This is a genomic window from Limnohabitans sp. Rim47 (genome assembly GCF_001517545.1).
Taxonomy (GTDB): Bacteria; Pseudomonadota; Gammaproteobacteria; order Burkholderiales; family Burkholderiaceae_C; genus Limnohabitans_A.
Window position 1 is genome coordinate 1 of record NZ_FBYA01000007.1, and the last position, 15,019, is coordinate 15,019.

Genomic DNA, 15,019 nt, shown 5'->3' on the forward strand with positions numbered 1-15,019 from the left:
CGGGAGCAGGCAAGAAAAACGGAGAGAAAGGAGCTGCAGGACGACAATTGAACTTATAGTTATCCACAGCCAGCAGACATAAAAGCTGGCTCAAGCCCCTGGTCAAAATTCAATCGGCACAGGTGGTCAATATTGGATCGGCGTCAACATGTAGGCATTCTTCAGCTGCCGCCGCTACGGGAACGTATGGGTGATGTGGAATTACTGACGCACCATTTTTTGGCAAGCATCAACGCAGATTCAGCAGGCAGGCCCGAAGCACAGAATAAGACCATTACACCGGCCGCACTTAAGCTTTTGCAATCCCACGCGTGGCCCGGCAACGTCCGCGAGCTCTATCACACGCTTTTGCGCGCTGTCATTTGGTCTGTAGGTCCAGACGTCACTGAGCAGGACATTCAAGCGGCGATGCTTCCTGTGGCGCGTACTTCAGTGCCGAATCATTTCCAGATATTGTGTGACGGCTTTGAGTTGCAAGAGCGGCTGAATGAAGTGGCGCGCAGTCTCATCAACCAGGCTCTGCAGCAGTCGGGACAACGTAAATCCGCCGCCGCAAAACTGCTTGGCTTTGCCAATCATCAGACCCTTGCCAATTGGATGAAACGATTGGGCATGAACTCTGATCTCACGCTCAGTTGAGTTCTGTAATGTAAATTAATTTATTTAAAAGTAAATTAATTTACAAGCCCGTAATGTTCAAGTCATCTAAGTAGTTGATTTATATGAGTGTCTTAAATCCAGAGTAGTTGGCATGGATCTCGCAAATGTTAAGGAAACAATCCTTAGGAGATCCAAATGGAAGAATTGAATTTTGAGCAAATTGTCGGCAACACAGTGTCGCTGGCTGGGCATAGGTTTGATGTGCGAGCCTGTCCAGACCAGTACCTTGGCGCGCTTTCAGAAATTATTGGCAAGCCACAATTCCCGTTGCGGGTAACCGCAGAACAGCGAACGAGGCAACCGTTTTTGGTCATGATTCTGGAGTCGCCACACGTTGATGAATTCATTGGCGACCCAGGTCCGGCCAAGGGGTTTACCGGAGACATGATCCGCAATTTCCTACAGGAAGCCATAAATCTTCAAGATGTCGATGGTTTCGGATTGGTGCTTGTCAATGCGATTCAACATCAATGCTCCTTGGGCATGAGTACTTCTGAACACCGGGACAAAATCTTCAGGGCGGTGTGGGCGCAAGGTGGGCAGGAAAATTTTGTATCGAGACTTCGATCGGTGCTTAGACCGGGTGATGTTGTCATGAACTGCTGTACCAAAGGCAATGACTTTGAACTGAACACACCGCTTCGGTCCTTGGTCGAGGCATCCATGCGTCATCACTTCCCCGAAATTCAAACCATTCGTCGGATGCACCCTGCTTCTTGGCGAACAAAGTCGTGGCGAGGGGTCGCTTGGCGCTATTCAACAGAGGCCAAAGATAACAGCGGAGCCAAAACGGAATCTCAGCCTCCAGCTGAAGAACTCGAGGCGAGAAACAAAGAACTTGAATCGCAACTCATCTTATTGGAAAAGTTAGCCACCAAAGATCATGCAGCTTTCAAAGCTGAGACTGAAATCGCAGAGATCGAAAGAAGCGTTGCAACGTTATCCGCACCAGATGCGCTTGTGACCATCAAAGAAAATGAAATGGTGCGCGGCTCGTCTTGTACGGTTCTGGTGATGGGTGACGGAAGCCAGCGCCACATGAAAACTTCGACATTTGATCCTGACGGGTCAATCACCACGAAGGCAAAGTCGCTCGTGGGGTCAAGAATCAGAACAACATGCTGGGACCCCAAAGACAGTCCTGGTCGATGGTCTAGCCAAGGCTATTTCCGTAACATCTACGCAGCAGAGTGAAAGGGAAACCCATGTTTAACCGACGTCCACCGCCAAACTCAATGAGCAAGCCAGCGCAATTCAGCTTTGCTGCAGACTTGTTTATGCTCCAAGCTATTCTTAAGTCAGAAGACGGAAAGTCCAATGACTGGCAACTTGAATATTTGTTTCCATGGAGTTGCTACAGGCAAATTATTGAGTGGATTCTTAACAACGGTACGCAAGTCGGCGTCTCTGAATTCGAGGGCGTTAAGTTTGTCCACGAGAGTTCCACCCATGTAAAAATAATTTTTCCCAATGAGCGTGAGCAGGACAAGATGCATAAGTTTTTTGAGATGTTTAACTTCAAAAGAAAACAGGCGCAAGGTGTTGACCGGAGCTTTCCACCTATGCCAGATATTTATCAGGGCGGTAGAAAGCCGGACGTGGATTCGATTAAGAGATATATTTCTTCGATCGAATCGGCCTTTGATGGAGATTCGAATGTGGTTGATATTCCATCAGGACCCAATTGGCAGGTCTCCAAATTCCACTGTTAATTTTTTAGGAAATTCCATGCAACCAAAATCAAAAAATATATCTTTAGAGTACTTGGCTGATGAGCGCAAGAGGATGCCACCGCATTATTTTGAAAAAATAAATTTTACTAATGACGAAATTGAGCTTCTTGTTTGGCATTTTGGAAATCAAAAGATGCAAAATACAAACAAGGATAATTCAGACTCAATTTTCTGGAATCAAGTTAAATTTTTTAAAGGCTTTATTCATGACTTTTTGAGTGATGAAGAAGAGTTTTGGTGGAATGAAAATATGTGCGATGCAGTTCGCGTGTTTAATTCATTTAATAATCAATTTCTTGGGAAATTATTTTCCGAAAAAAAGATAAATGACGATTTTGCAGATAAGGCCGCAATAGCATCGTGGTTTTATTTGGTTTATGAGTATGCGGAAATTATGGGTTTGGGTGATCAAGCGAAAACTTCATTTTCTGATTATGAAAAAATTTTGGTGAAATACTTTCAAGCGGATTCTGATGGTGCTCACAATATTATTATGTTGGGTGTTAAGGATGTCCGTGATTATGTTGATATAGTTAAAAGGCAGTCGGAATTAGACGAAAATTCTCCAAGTATCACTTGGAGTCAGTATCTTCAAAATAAGCAGTGATCCGCCCCCGCTGCTCCTCCCAAAGCGCAGGCGGATCCACAGCAAGATCAAACAACGTCAGGTGGTCCGGCAGCGCGTCCTCCAAAATCGCCTCGACGATGTCAGGTGCCAGCGTGGTTAAGTTCACCATCCGGCTGACATAGCTGTTGTCGACACCCTCAAGCGCTGCAATTTCAGTCAGGTTCTTTACCTTGCCAGACTCCAGCATTGCCAACCACCGGTGGCCCCTGGCCAGCGCCAGTTGCAGCGGTGTGGCCGCCACGTCCCAAGGCCGCAGCAGTTTTCCCGGCTGACCTGATTGCCCGTTAGGCAGCGTCATTTGTTTTCTCCCGCTGCGCCGTTTGATCTGAATCGGTACCGACAGCGTGATCCGGCCGTCGCTGGATTGAATCACTTCCGTGGTGCCAGTGGATCTGATTTGAATCTCGCTCATGCCATGGCCTCCGATTCCATTTCCGTGGCTGGCTCAGGTTGCAGTTTCTTGTGATGCAACTCAAGCACCAGTCGCTGGATACCCGTGGGATGCAAATCCATCGACATGTTGTTGGGCGAGACATTCACCTGGCGAACCAGCAACCGCACAATCCGCATCTGCTCGGCAGGAAATAGTTGGTCCCAGACATCGTCGAGTCGCTTCATGGCCACCGTGACAATGGCCTCGTCCAGGGTTGGGTCGTATTTCTGGGCCTGCGGCAAAACATCTCTGACCACATCCGGCGAGCGCAAATGGCCGCGCAGTTGCTCCAGTACCGCTGACTCCAACTCCGCCGCTGGCATGCGGGGGAGGCCCGATGCACCGGCGTGCTCCTTGATATCGCGCTGGGGCACGTAGTACCGGTAGCGGCGACCGTTTTGTTTGGCTGTTTGAAATGGCGACATCGCGCGGCCGTCGCTGCCAAAGACGATGCCTTTGAGCAGGTACTGAGTCTTGGCTCTGGTCGTGGTGGCCCGCACCCGGCCATTGGTGCTAAGAATGGCATGGGCATCATCCCAACAGGACTTCGTGATGATCGGCGGGTGTTCCGCCTGATACCAAAGCTCCTTGTGACGCAACTCGCCCAGGTAGGTGCGGTTGTTCAGTACCTTGTAAATCAGCCCCTTGTCGATCGGCTTGCCCTCCCGGACTCGACCGTCCTGAGTCGTCCAGGCTTTGGAGGTCACACCGTCCAGCCGTAATTCCTTCACCAACTTGGTGGTCGAGCCCAATTCCACAAATCGCTGGAAGATGTGCGCGATCGTCTTGGCTTCGGCCTCATTGGGAATCAGACGCCGGTCGGCAACGTCATAGCCAATCGGGGGAATGCCGCCCATCCACATCCCCTTGCGTTTGCTGGCAGCAATCTTGTCCCTGATGCGCTCTCCAGTCACCTCGCGCTCGAACTGGGCAAAGGACAGCAGCACGTTGAGCATCAGTCGGCCCATGGACGTGGTCGTGTTGAATTGCTGGGTGACCGACACAAAGGACACGCCTTGCCGCTCAAAGACTTCGACCATCTTGGAGAAGTCGGGCAAGCTGCGGGTCAGCCGGTCGATCTTGTAAATCACGATCACATCAATTTTCCCGGCCTCAATGTCGGCCATCAGTCGCTTGAGTGCGGGCCGCTCCATGTTGCCGCCGGAGAATGCTGGGTCGTCGTAGTCGTCGGCCACAGCGATCCAGCCCTCGGCGCGCTGGCTGGCGATGTAGGCATGCCCGGCGTCGCGCTGGGCATCAATCGAGTTGTATTCCTGGTCCAGTCCTTCTTCGCTGGACTTGCGCGTGTAGACCGCGCAGCGCATGCGGCGTTTCAATACTTCGCTCATTTGGAGCCGCCTTTCTTGGCGGAGGATTTGACGGCGTAGTCCTTGAGTCCAAAAAAGACCGGCCCGGACCAGCGGCTGCTGGTGATCTCTCGCGCAATCATCGAGAGGCTTCGGTAAGGGCGACCTTCAAATTCGTACTGGCCGTCGGCCGTGGCGATCACCTGGTGCACCTTGCCGTGGTACTCGCGGGTAAACAGTGTGCCGGGCGTTGGGTGGAAATCCCGGTCGCGCTTTCTGAGCTTGCCGGTGGCAATCAGCGAGGCGATTTTCTTGTTGTTGCGCTCCAGCAGCCCCGGGTCGACCTTGCGGAATTCGACCTCCTGAAGTTTGTAGGCAAGCTGGCGCTCCAGAAACTGCCGGTTGTGGGTGGGTGTTTCACCGCCGAAAAGTTTTCTCCAAAGGGCCTTGATCTCGGGGAATGGCAGGTTGGGCAGTTCATGCACCTGGGCCACCGCAGTCCGGGGTGCGGCTGCGGGCGTTTTGCTTGTTTTCATGTGAACCTCGTTCATTTGTTGATGAGGTCTGTATGAACGCTCTGGTCACCAGAGAAGCCAAGTAAAACTTTGCGCTCAGTTTTTAAAGCCAATCAACAGGCGTCACATTGAATTCAGATGCTTACCGATTCGGTCAAGTAGCTGATCGAAATCCGGCTGTCCTTGGTAGTAGAGCGCAGAGGATTTTTTGTATTCCCGAGCAAAAAGATCTCGCTGCTCAGAGTCGTTCAGGGTGAAGGCCGGATTCTTGGCGATCACCAATTCATCAGCAGACCGAAAGCGTTGCACTTTTCGGTCCTGATATGCCTGCTCCTGCATGAAAACCTGAACTTCGGGTAGATCGAGCAAGCAATACACGTCGTAGTAGTGGCGCAGAAAGTTGCCGGGAAATTTTTGAGCCTCAGCTAAACGGCGGTACTTGGTCGAGATGGTTTGGAGCTTCTCGACGAACGTGTGTGTCGGCGCGTAGCAGGGCACGTCGGCGGCACGGTTGTCGACAACTTCAACGCCCCGGCTCATCGCGAAATCTAAAGCCCAAGAGGAGATGGTGACGGGTCGGTTGGGTGCGGTATCGTCGAACCCCAGTTCTAACAGAATGCCATCTTTCAAACCGGCTACGGTGGCCGCGCTGGGTGAGTAGACGAGCCGAATGCCTGCGCTGCGCATTTTTTCATCGTCAAAGAAGGTGTCCCGCTCAACACTGTCGATACCCGGGATGCGGATGCGTTTTGACAACGCGTCGTAATAAGCACGCCGCGAATCGATGTGCGCAGGCTTGTCTTGGTTGCGCCCTGTTTTGACATCCATGTCAGCAGGTGGCTCGATGCGGATGTCAATGTCTTCTGAGAAACGATGGATGACCCCGAAGCCTTTGGACAGTGAAGTGCCACCCTTTAATTCGAACACAAAGCCTTGAGCCTGGAGTCCCCAGAGGCTGTGCATGATCCAGTAGTCTTTTTCGACCAACATGGGGTCGAGCGCGCGCTCGTTAGCGACAACCGCAAGCAATTGATCGAAGTCACGTCGTTCGTGAAGAAAGTCAGCCACCGACCCACTCCCGAACGCGTTTGCGAGTGGCCATGTTGCCGTAGCTGTCCAATGCTTGTTGAAGTCGGGGTTGATTAAAAGACATCAGCTTGGTGCGGGCCTGGCTGAGCACCGCGTCACGGTCTTCGGCCAATTCCTCCAAGTTGTTCAGCAGGTCCACATACAAAAATTCGGAAGTTAGTTTTTTAGGGAAGCGAGGCTTTACTCGGAAATCAAACTGTCGATTGCCCAGTTTGAAAACGCCATGACGTTTGTGGTTGTAGACCAGTGTGCTGTTGTAGAGCTGGGTGGTGCCCAGGCCCACCGTGTTGTATGACGACGGAGAAAACACCAAAAAATCCTTGTCACGCAGAAATCCTCTCACCACCTGTTCGTCAGCGGGTGGCAAGGGACCAAAGTTCGATTGCTTGGGTGCGTAGTAAAGCCCCTGAGCCAATTTTTTGAGCAACCCAGTGGACACCAGTTCATTCAGATGTCGATCAACTGCATTACTCAGGCGAGCAAGATCTTCACGCCGATAGACACGGCCAGCTTGCAGCTCGTCCGCAAGGTGCGCAGTGGCACCCCTTAGGGGCGGCGTAAATAGTGTGGCAGCGGCTGACATGGAGGCTTTTTCATTGAAATTTCATGCATTTTAGCGCTTCTTGCCCGACGTGTCATCCCCTTGATTTGAGTGCATTCTTGGGCTGCGGACGCGGATTCAATGGCGATTCACGGAATTGAACCCCCGTCCGCAAATCGATAGAATTGGGGCTTGAATTTGCTGATTTTCACTGGGGAACGAAAAGCGATTTCGCACTAGCTAGCTTTGCCTAGTCAGGACCGGGGATCGCTATTCCCAGTTCGTTTGCCCTCTGGTACCATCCACCACCAATACCTTAAAAGCCAACCCTAACCGGTTGGCTTTTTTTGCCTAGTACCGCGTGTTTGCGCGGGTTCCTGCGGGTTCTTGCGGACTGCGGAGAGAGCCCTGTTTGGCAGCAACCGGCAGGTTTTACTCTCCGTTTGCGTTTTCTTTATGGCTCAAGTCGACTTGTCGCTGGCTTTTTCAGTCGCGTTATCAGTGACTTCTTGTGCTGCTTTCTCGCGCGCCCGCTGTTGGCGTGTGTGTTCTTGCGCCTTGCGCACGTCGTGCATTTGCCAAAAGGCAAACACGAACACCAGACCGAAAATGCCCAGCTCTAACCAGATTCCCATGACGTGGCTTTCATGTGTCAGTAAAGATTGACACCTTTAATTATCGGGTTATATTGACACTCATGCCTGTCAACTTGGTTTGACGGGCCTTCCCTTTTGGAGGTCCCATGAGTCTGTTGACACGCGCTGAGCAAGCTCTGAGTTCCCATTTTGACCAAGCGGCAGGGGTGGGTTCGCCGTCTCGGCTGGTGGCCGCCATGCGGCATGCTGTCTTTTCGGGCGGCGCCCGCATCCGTCCGCAGCTGTGCATGGCGGTGGCCACCGCCTGTGGCGACGATGTCCCGCATCTGACCAATGCCGCCGCCGTGGCGCTCGAACTGATGCACTGCGCCTCACTGGTTCACGACGACATGCCTGCGTTTGACAACGCCGACACTCGGCGCGGCTTACCCACGGTGCACAAGGCTTTTAGTGAGCCGCTGGCGCTGCTGGCCGGTGATGGGCTGATCGTCATGGCTTACCGTGTTTTGCTGCAAGCCGGGGTGAAGCGGCCAGACCGATTGATTCGTCTCATGGACAACATGACCACCGGTGTGGGCTTGCCAAACGGCATCGTTGCTGGGCAGGCATGGGAGTGCGAGACCAGTGCCGACCTGGGTCAATACCAGCGCGCCAAAACCGGGGCCTTGTTCGTTTCGGCCACTTGCGCGGGCGCGCTCAGCTGTGGTCACGAGCCCGAGCCGTGGGGGCCTTTGGGCGCTTATCTGGGTGAGGCTTACCAGGTGGCTGATGACATCCGTGACGTGATCGCCGACGCAGTCACCTTGGGTAAACCTGCAGGCCAGGATGCACTGCATGCACGCCCCAGTTCGGCCCAGGCACTGGGGCTGGACGGCGCCATTGCCCACTTTGACCATTTGATTGATCAAGCCGCTTCGTCGATTCCGGCTTGCTCGTGCCGCGACATGTTGTGCCAGTTGGTCCAGGTCGAGGCCGAGCGCCTGGTGCCCAAAGCCCTGTGCGAAGGCTATTTCAGGATCCACCCCGAAGTGGCTCCCGCTCGTGTCAGCGCCCCATATTGAGCGCCCAGACCGACTCAAGCGAAGGAAACACCATGTCCCAACCTCTGGATTTGTCCGTCATTCAGGCCCAGACCGCATCCACGTCATTCAAGGACGCCTGGCAAGGCCGTTTGGAGCGCTGGTACGCACACCCTGGCCTGTACCGATGGTCGCTCGGCAACCCGCTCACACGCTGGCTCACACGTCGCCGCACCCGCAAGTTGTTCGATTTGATGGCCGGTTTCGTGCACAGCCAGGTCCTGCTCGCTTGCGTGCGGCTGGACCTGTTTCGGGCCCTGTACCAGGCACCCTGCAACCTGACCGATCTGTCGCGTCGTACGGGGCTAGCCCCGGCGGTGCTGCAACGTTTGCTGCTGTCGGCGGTGGCGCTGGGCTTGCTGGAGCACCGCAGCCAAGGCCGTTTTGGCCTGGGTCCGCTGGGTGTGCCACTGGCGCAGCACGAGGGCATTGCTCAGATGATCGAGCACAACCATCTGCTCTACCAGGACATGCAGGATCCGGTGCAGTTTTTGAACAATGCCTGGAGCGGCAGCATGGCCGAGTACTGGCCCTATGCGCATGAGAAACCCCCTGTGACCATGCCCGACCCAATGGTCAAGGTTGACGTGGACAAGTTCACCCGTTACTCGCAACTCATGGCCGCTTCGCAAGGTTTTGTGGTGCAAGAGATCCTGTCGTCCTACTTTTTTGATGAACACCGCTGCGTGCTCGATGTGGGCGCGGGCAAGGGCCGCTTTGTTAGTGAGTTGGCCGCACACGCGCCACACCTGCACTTCAAGATGTTCGACTTGCCCCCTGTGCTGGCGCTGGCCCGCGAAGGCCTGCAGGCCAAGGGTTTGAGCGAGCGAGTGAGTTTGCATCCTGGCAGCTTTCTGGATGACCCGTTGCCCGAAGGTGCCGACCTGATCACCCTAGTGCGCGTGGCGCACGACCACCCCGATGCTGTGGTGCGACAGATTCTGCAAAAAGCCCATGCCGCCTTGCCGGTGGGCGGCATCTTGCTGCTGGCCGAACCCATGGCCCAGCCTCATGAAGAGGCTGGCCAGCCAGAGGCCTCGGTTGATGCCTATTTCCACTTCTACCTGCTGGCCATGGGGGCAGGGCGGCTGCGCACCCCGCAAGAGCTGCAAACCATGATGCAAGAGGCCGGTTTCTCCCATGTAGAGCAGGTGCCCAACGCCATGCCCATCCATGCGCGCATCCTTTTGGGTCGTAAATCTCAGTGTTTACCCTCTGTTTTGCAGAAAGGTGTCAATTAATTTTGACATGTTGTGATGTAAAGCAAAGAATACAAGCATGAAATCCCAAGCCGTCGTTTTCAACAGCCCCAGGCACCTGACATTGCAGGGGCTGGAGTTGCCTGAACTCCAGGCCGGTCAGCTGGACGTGGCGGTCGAATACAGCGGCATCAGCACGGGCACCGAGCGCATGCTTTGGGACGGCAGCATGCCGCCGTTTCCGGGCATGGGGTACCCCTTGGTGCCCGGTTACGAGACCGTGGGCCGTGTGGTCCGCGCCGCCTCGGACGCTGGTGTGCAAGCCGGTCAGCGCGTGTTTGTGCCTGGCGCCAATTGCTTCACCGGCGTCAAAAGCCTGTTTGGCGGTGCCGCTTCGCGCTTGGTGGTGACCTCACAAAAAGTGGTGCCTGTGGCCGAACACCTGGGTGCGCAATCGGTGCTGTTGGCGTTGGCGGCCACGGCCTACCACGCGGTGTCGGGCGGTGGCCAGCAAGCGCCGTTTGCCGCACCCGAGCTCATCATCGGTCACGGTGTCATGGGCCGCCTGTTGGCCCGTCTCACGGTGGCTGCGGGTCTGCCAGCCCCCACGGTGTGGGAAACCCGGACCGAGCGTTTTGCAGGGGCCGAGGGTTATACCGTCATGCAACCGCAAGACGACTCCCGTCGCGACTACAACACCATTTACGACGTGAGCGGCGACGGCAGCCTGCTCAACAGCCTGATCCAGCGACTGTGCCCCGGTGGCGAGTTGGTGCTGGCGGGTTTTTACAAACAAGACCTCTCATTTACCTACGCCCCGGCCTTCATGCGCGAAGCGCGCATCCGCATCGCCGCCGAGTGGAAGCGCCCCGACCTGTTGGCTGTTAACGAGCTGGTAAACACCGGCCGCTTGTCGCTCGACGGTTTGATCACCCACACCCAGCCATCGACGCATGCTGGTTCTGCTTACGAGACCGCCTTCGGAGATGCGAGCTGTCTCAAGATGATTCTTGATTGGAGTGCTTCCGCATGAATACCTCAACTGACACCGCCATCACCACCCAGCCCATCAAATTCGTTGAGGTGCTGCGCCGCGAAGCCGACGTCGAACCCGACGCCGTGAGCACCTCCGAGGTGACCAAAGAGACGCAAATCATTGCTATCTACGGCAAAGGCGGCATTGGCAAAAGCTTCACGCTGGCCAACCTGTCTTACATGATGGCGCAGCAGGGCAAAAAAGTGCTGCTGATCGGCTGCGATCCTAAGAGCGATACCACCAGCTTGCTGTTTGGTGGTAAGGCTTGTCCCACCATCATCGAGACCTCGTCGCGCCTTAAACTTTCAGGTCAGGCGGTGAGCATTGGTGACGTGTGCTTCAAGCGCGATGGCGTTTTTGCCATGGAATTGGGTGGGCCCGAAGTGGGTCGCGGTTGCGGCGGACGCGGCATCATCCACGGCTTTGAAACGCTCGAAAAACTGGGCTTTCACGATTGGGGCTTTGACTACGTGTTGCTCGACTTTTTGGGTGACGTGGTTTGCGGCGGCTTTGGGCTGCCGATTGCCCGCGACATGTGCCAAAAAGTCATCGTGGTGGCCAGCAACGACTTGCAGTCGCTTTACGTGGCCAACAATGTGTGCTCGGCGGTGGAGTATTTCCGCAAGCTCGGCGGCAACGTGGGCGTAGCCGGCATGGTCATCAACAAGGACGACGGCACGGGCGAGGCCCAAGCCTTTGCCGACAACGCGGGTATCCCGGTGCTGGCCGCCATCCCCGCCAACGAAGACATCCGTCGCAAGAGCGCCAGCTACGAAATCATCGGCCGTCCCGATGGTGAGTGGGGCCCGTTGTTTGCCGATCTGGCCAAGAACGTGGCCGAGGCCCCACCCATGCGTCCTAAGCCCCAGACCCAGGACCAGTTGCTGGGCCTGTTCAGCGCCGACGTGGTCGGCCGCAACGTGGTGCTGGAGCCCGCTACCGTGTTTGACATGGTGGGCAAGCACGAAGACATCAAGCCCTCACTGGAAGTCGTCTACGACGCAGCTTGAAGAGCTGAAGACAACACCCACAGGAACAGGCCATGACACGCACCATCCCGATTCACCCCAGCACTGAAGCGTCCAACCCTGCGGGTTTGCAAGTCGACGGCATGGGCTGCCACGCTGGGACTGAGGCCATGGTGGCCGCCGCCAAAGTGGCGGGCAAGTCCGAGGTGCTCGACCAATACGCCCGCGACTACCCGCGCCAGCCGGATGCCGGTCCGCACGATCAACCGCAAAGCATGTGCCCAGCCTTTGGCTCGCTGCGTGTGGGCCTGCGCATGAAGCGCACCGCCACCATCCTCTCGGGCTCGGCCTGCTGCGTCTATGGCCTGACTTTCACCTCGCATTTTTACGGCGCTCGCCGCAGTGTGGGCTATGTGCCCTTCAACTCCGAGTCGCTGGTCACGGGCAAGCTCTTTGAAGACATCCGCGAAGCGGTGCATGCCGAGGCCGATCCCGACAAAGTGGATACCGTTGTCATCATCAACCTGTGCGTGCCCACCGCCAGCGGCGTGCCGCTGCAGCTGCTGCCCAAAGAGATCAACGGCGTCCGCATCATCGGCATCGACGTGCCCGGTTTTGGCGTACCCACGCATGCCGAGGCCAAAGACGTGCTAGCCGGTGCGATGTTGAAGTACGCCCGCGAAGAAGTCATGAGTGGCCCCGTGGCCGCGCCCCGCGCCGGTCGTGGTGACAAGCCCTCGGTGGCCTTGCTGGGCGAGATGTTTCCGGCTGACCCGGTCATCATTGGTCAGATGCTCGCGCCCATGGGCCTGGCCGCAGGCCCGGTGGTGCCCACCCGTGAATGGCGCGAGTTGTATGCTGCGCTCGACTGCTCGGTGGCCGCCGCCATCCACCCGTTTTACACCGCCAGCGTACGCGAATTCAAAGCTGCCGGCCGTCCCGTGGTGGGCTCCGCCCCGGTGGGTCTGGAAGGCACCCAAGACTGGTTGCAACACATTGGCCAGGCCGCTGGCATTGCGCAAGTGCAGATTGATGTGGCGCGCAACCAGGCTCTCACGCAAATGCGCGGCCTGCTGATGCAAAAGCCGATCTCTGGCCGCATCACTTTGAGTGGCTACGAAGGCTCCGAATTACTGGTGGGCCGTTTGCTCATCGAATGTGGCGCCGATTTGCGATACGTGGGCTCTGCTTGCCCGGTCACCGAATGGAACGCCCATGACATTGCTTGGTTGCAGGCCAAGGGTGTGCAGGTGCAAATGCGCGCCTCGCTGGAGCAAGACCTTCACGCCATGTACGAATATCGGCCACAGCTGGCCATTGGCACGACCCCGGTGGTGCAGATCGCCAAGCAAAACAGCGTGCCCTCGCTCTATTTCACCAACCTGATCTCTGCCCGACCTCTGATGGGTGTGGCCGGTGCCGGGTCCTTGGTGCAAGTGGTGCAAGCGGCCATGGGCAACCAGGCGCGCTTTGACGCCATGAAATCCTTTTTTGGCGATGTGGGCGCGGGCCATGCTGCCGGTGTGTGGGAGTCGGTGCCCAAAGATCGGCCCGAGTTCAAGGCTGAAACCCGTCGTCAGATTGAAAAGCTCTTGAAGAAGCGCAAAGCCGAGGAGATGGGTTCATGAACCAGGTCGCGCACCCTCCCAGCACCGTGGCCAAACCCAAGTCGCCACTTATCCTCGACCACGATCGCGCAGGCGGTTACTGGGGCGCGGTGTATGTGTTCACCGCCATCAAGGGTTTGCAGGTGGTGATTGACGGCCCGGTCGGATGCGAAAACCTGCCTGTGACCTCGGTGCTGCACTACACCGACGCATTACCCCCGCACGAGTTGCCAATTGTGGTGACGGGCTTGGCCGAAGAGCAACTCGGCCGTGAAGGCACCGAAGGCGCCATGAAGCGCGCCCACGCCACGCTCGATCCCGAACTGCCTGCCGTGGTGGTGACCGGCTCGATCGCCGAGATGATCGGTGGCGGCGTCACGCCCGAAGGCACCAACATCGCTCGTTTTTTGCCGCGCACCATCGACGAAGACCAGTGGCAGTGCGCCAACCGCGCCATGTATTGGCTATGGAGCGAATACGGCCTGCGCAAAGTGCCTGCTCGCAAGCCTTTTGAAGAACGCCCTGAAGGGGAAAAGCCCCGCGTCAACATCATTGGCCCTTGTTACGGCACCTTCAACAGTGCCAGCGACCTGGCCGAAATCCGCCGTCTGGTGCAGGGCATTGGTGCCGAGGTCAACATGGTCTTCCCTTTGGGCAGCCACTTGGCCGATGTCTCGCGCCTGGTCGAAGCCGATGTGAATATTTGCATGTACCGCGAGTTCGGCCGCATGTTGTGCGAGGCGCTGGAGCGCCCCTATTTGCAAGCGCCCATCGGGCTGCACAGTACCACCTCCTTTTTGCGCAAGCTGGGTCAGCTGCTGCATTTAGACCCCGAGCCTTTCATTGAGCGCGAAAAGCACACCACCTTGAAGCCCATGTGGGACCTGTGGCGTTCGGTTACGCAAGACTTTTTTGCCACCGCCAGCTTTGCCGTGGTGGCGGGCGAGACTTATTCACGCGGCCTGAAAAACTTCCTAGAAAACGAAATGGGCTTGCCTTGCCGGTTCAGTGTGTCGCGCACGGCAGGCACCAAGACGGACAACGCCACGGTGCGTGAACTGGTGAAAACGCAAACGCCCCTGATCATGTTCGGCAGCTACAACGAGCGCATGTATCTGAGCGAGATCTCGGGCGGCAGCGCGATGCGAGCTGCATTCATTCCCGCGTCTTTTCCGGGTGCCATCATCCGCCGCCACACCGGCACACCTTTCATGGGCTACAGCGGTGCGAGCTATGTGATCCAGGAGGTGTGCAACGCGCTGTTCGATGCGCTGTTCCACATCCTGCCACTGGGTACCGAGATGGACAAGGTGGAAGCCACGCAGGCGCGTGGGGTGGTCTCCCCCAATGCCAGCTGGCAAGACCAAGCCCAGCAGCGCCTGCGAGATGTGGTGCAAAGCCAGCCGGTGCTGGTGCAGATTTCAGCGGCAAAGCGCTTGCGCGACCAGGCCGAACAACTCTCGCAGGCCCAAGGCCACAGTGAGGTGACCGTAGCCCATGTGAATGTGGCCAGCCGCGAACTGGGCTTGGGGGTGGCGGCATGAACGCACACACCGTTTTTCAAACACGCACAGGCAACGTTGTGGTCGATGCCTTGCACCCGATGTCGTGGCCTTTGGCTGCGGATG

General features: G+C 56.5%; 16 protein-coding genes. 10 read left to right on the forward strand and 6 right to left on the reverse strand.

What is annotated here, in order from left to right; genetic code table 11:
* Positions 1 to 186: 186 nt before the first annotated feature.
* From BN3544_RS13615 to BN3544_RS13630, 4 genes are all read left to right on the forward strand, one after another.
* A complete protein-coding gene (locus tag BN3544_RS13615) occupies positions 187 to 639 on the forward strand; it encodes an AAA-type ATPase lid domain-containing protein (RefSeq protein WP_019429080.1) in 453 nt (150 codons plus the stop codon).
* Positions 640 to 795: 156 nt separating this feature from the next.
* Positions 796 to 1,854, forward strand: coding sequence for a hypothetical protein (locus tag BN3544_RS13620; RefSeq protein WP_019429081.1), 1,059 nt, complete (start codon positions 796 to 798; stop codon positions 1,852 to 1,854).
* Between the two features lie 11 nt (positions 1,855 to 1,865).
* Positions 1,866 to 2,372, forward strand: coding sequence for a hypothetical protein (locus BN3544_RS13625; protein ID WP_155820332.1), 507 nt, complete (start codon positions 1,866 to 1,868; stop codon positions 2,370 to 2,372).
* A gap of 16 nt (positions 2,373 to 2,388) precedes the next feature.
* On the forward strand, positions 2,389 to 3,000 hold the full coding sequence (locus tag BN3544_RS13630) for a hypothetical protein (protein WP_019429083.1): 612 nt from the start codon (positions 2,389 to 2,391) through the stop codon (positions 2,998 to 3,000).
* Here the strand turns inward: BN3544_RS13630 and BN3544_RS13635 are convergent.
* The 6 genes from BN3544_RS13635 to BN3544_RS14395 all read right to left on the reverse strand — a co-directional run bounded on the left by BN3544_RS13635 (position 2,966) and on the right by BN3544_RS14395 (position 7,541).
* Entirely contained in the window at positions 2,966 to 3,433 is a 468-nt protein-coding gene (locus BN3544_RS13635) for a hypothetical protein (RefSeq protein WP_019429084.1), read from the reverse strand. The two genes, BN3544_RS13630 and BN3544_RS13635, sit on opposite strands and share 35 nt — an antisense overlap.
* Entirely contained in the window at positions 3,430 to 4,803 is a 1,374-nt protein-coding gene (locus BN3544_RS13640; protein ID WP_026036487.1) for a recombinase family protein, read from the reverse strand. The genes BN3544_RS13635 and BN3544_RS13640 overlap by 4 nt, the downstream gene beginning before the upstream one ends.
* Positions 4,800 to 5,297 (reverse strand): DUF2924 domain-containing protein, encoded by a 498-nt coding sequence (locus tag BN3544_RS13645; RefSeq protein WP_036074748.1) that lies wholly within the window; start codon positions 5,295 to 5,297, stop codon positions 4,800 to 4,802. The genes BN3544_RS13640 and BN3544_RS13645 overlap by 4 nt, the downstream gene beginning before the upstream one ends.
* 102 nt (positions 5,298 to 5,399) lie before the next feature.
* Positions 5,400 to 6,344, reverse strand: a complete 945-nt coding sequence (locus BN3544_RS13650) for a nucleotidyl transferase AbiEii/AbiGii toxin family protein (protein ID WP_019429087.1) — start codon at positions 6,342 to 6,344, stop codon at positions 5,400 to 5,402.
* Positions 6,337 to 6,882 (reverse strand): DUF6088 family protein, encoded by a 546-nt coding sequence (locus BN3544_RS13655; protein ID WP_369814620.1) that lies wholly within the window; start codon positions 6,880 to 6,882, stop codon positions 6,337 to 6,339. The genes BN3544_RS13650 and BN3544_RS13655 overlap by 8 nt, the downstream gene beginning before the upstream one ends.
* 485 nt (positions 6,883 to 7,367) lie before the next feature.
* Positions 7,368 to 7,541: a hypothetical protein gene (locus BN3544_RS14395; protein WP_019429090.1), complete on the reverse strand. Its 174-nt coding sequence runs from the start codon at positions 7,539 to 7,541 to the stop codon at positions 7,368 to 7,370.
* Positions 7,542 to 7,648: 107 nt separating this feature from the next.
* On the opposite strand from BN3544_RS14395, the gene BN3544_RS13660 reads away from it, so the two are divergent.
* From BN3544_RS13660 to bchZ, 6 genes are read left to right on the forward strand one after another with little or no spacing between them, the layout of a single operon-like run.
* On the forward strand, positions 7,649 to 8,563 hold the full coding sequence (locus tag BN3544_RS13660) for a polyprenyl synthetase family protein (RefSeq protein WP_019429091.1): 915 nt from the start codon (positions 7,649 to 7,651) through the stop codon (positions 8,561 to 8,563).
* Positions 8,564 to 8,595: 32 nt separating this feature from the next.
* Positions 8,596 to 9,822 (forward strand): methyltransferase, encoded by a 1,227-nt coding sequence (locus tag BN3544_RS13665; RefSeq protein ID WP_019429092.1) that lies wholly within the window; start codon positions 8,596 to 8,598, stop codon positions 9,820 to 9,822.
* Positions 9,823 to 9,859: 37 nt separating this feature from the next.
* Positions 9,860 to 10,813, forward strand: coding sequence for a chlorophyll synthesis pathway protein BchC (gene bchC, locus BN3544_RS13670; protein ID WP_019429093.1), 954 nt, complete (start codon positions 9,860 to 9,862; stop codon positions 10,811 to 10,813).
* Complete coding sequence (locus tag BN3544_RS13675; protein WP_019429094.1) at positions 10,810 to 11,826, forward strand: chlorophyllide a reductase iron protein subunit X; 1,017 nt, start codon at positions 10,810 to 10,812, stop codon at positions 11,824 to 11,826. The genes bchC and BN3544_RS13675 overlap by 4 nt, the downstream gene beginning before the upstream one ends.
* Before the next feature lie 32 nt (positions 11,827 to 11,858).
* Positions 11,859 to 13,412, forward strand: a complete 1,554-nt coding sequence (gene bchY / locus BN3544_RS13680; protein WP_019429095.1) for a chlorophyllide a reductase subunit Y — start codon at positions 11,859 to 11,861, stop codon at positions 13,410 to 13,412.
* A complete protein-coding gene (bchZ, locus tag BN3544_RS13685; RefSeq protein ID WP_019429096.1) occupies positions 13,409 to 14,935 on the forward strand; it encodes a chlorophyllide a reductase subunit Z in 1,527 nt (508 codons plus the stop codon). Before bchY ends, bchZ begins: the two co-directional genes overlap by 4 nt.
* The last annotated feature ends 84 nt before the right edge of the window (positions 14,936 to 15,019 follow it).